This window comes from Aquisalimonas sp. APHAB1-3 (assembly GCF_048323695.1).
GTDB lineage: Bacteria > Pseudomonadota > Gammaproteobacteria > Nitrococcales > Aquisalimonadaceae > Aquisalimonas.
In genome coordinates this window covers 1-1,089 of the sequence record NZ_JBLWFT010000034.1, presented here as the reverse complement: position 1 = coordinate 1,089, position 1,089 = coordinate 1, and the positions used below count along the sequence as shown (strand labels likewise).

At 61.9% G+C, this 1,089-nt stretch carries 1 protein-coding gene; it reads right to left on the bottom strand.

The genetic code is table 11. The annotated features are described in order from the left end of the window. Positions 1-7 precede the first annotated feature (7 nt). Positions 8-1,033 (bottom strand): IS30 family transposase, encoded by a 1,026-nt coding sequence (locus tag ACNSTU_RS17495; protein ID WP_418212815.1) that lies wholly within the window; start codon positions 1,031-1,033, stop codon positions 8-10. Positions 1,034-1,089 lie beyond the last annotated feature (56 nt).

Genomic DNA, 1,089 nt, shown 5'->3' with positions numbered 1-1,089 from the left:
CTTGGACTCAAGAATCAAGTGCAACGGATTTTGAGAACGCATGAAGCTCTTCGTTCATGGCCTCTTCGGGTGTTTTCCAGCCGAGCGTTTTGCGGGGGCGCTGATTGAGCAGCCGCGCAATGTCGTTGAGCTGGGTCTGGCTGGCTTCGCTGAGATCTGCACCTTTGGGCAGGAACTGGCGCAGCAGGCCATTGATGTTCTCGTTGCTGCCGCGCTGCCAAGGCGCGTGCGGATCGGCGAACCAGATATCGAGTTTCAAGCGTCGGGCCAGCTCGGCATGACAGGCCATCTCGCTGCCCCGGTCGTAGGTCATGCTCTGGCGCAGGATCGCGGGCAGATAGCCCATCTGTCTGGAAAAGCCCTCCAGGGCGGCTTCAGCAGTGGTGCCGTTCATTGCGCTGAGCACCACGAAGCGCGTCTTGCGCTCGACGACGGTGCCCACCGCCGAGCGGTTGTACGCGCCCTTGATAAAGTCGCCTTCCCAGTGGCCCGGCATCAGGCGCTGTTCGATCTCTTCGGGTCGGTGGCGGATGCGCAGCGATTCCGGAACCATGGAGCCGCCCGCCGGCGTTGTTCGCCGCTGGCCTCTTTGGCTCTTGGCTCGGCGCAGGGCATCGATCATCGCCTTGCGCAGCGTCCCTTTCGGGTGGGCATAGATGGCCGCGTAAATGGTCTCGTGGCTGACGTGCTTGTCGGGATCATCGGGGTACATGGTTCTGAGTCTGCCGGCGATCTGCTCCGGAGACCAAGCTCTGTGGATCAACCGATCACGCACCCAACCATGAAGCCATGTGCCGTCCACCAATTTCTGGCCTCGCCCGCAGCGGCTGCGCCGCGTCCTGTATGCCTGCGAGGCGTGCGTCGGGCAATACGCGCCTGTAGCGAGCGAGTGGCCTCGCCGCAGTTCACGACTCACAGTCGCTGGGCAGCGACCAATCCGATGGGCCGTCTCTCGAATGCTCGTGCCCCGTTGGTGTTCACAGAAGATCACGGCGCGCTCTTCACTGCTGAGGTGTCGGTATCCAGTATTCATCGCAACAGCCTACCTCCGAAGGGGTCAGGTGTTGCACTTGAAAGTTGAGCCTAAGC

What these genes read in the sequence shown, in the direction of transcription:
- ACNSTU_RS17495 (WP_418212815.1), bottom strand. Translation starts at nt 1,033, where the DNA reads ATGAATACTGGATACCGACACCTCAGCAGTGAAGAGCGCGCCGTGATC.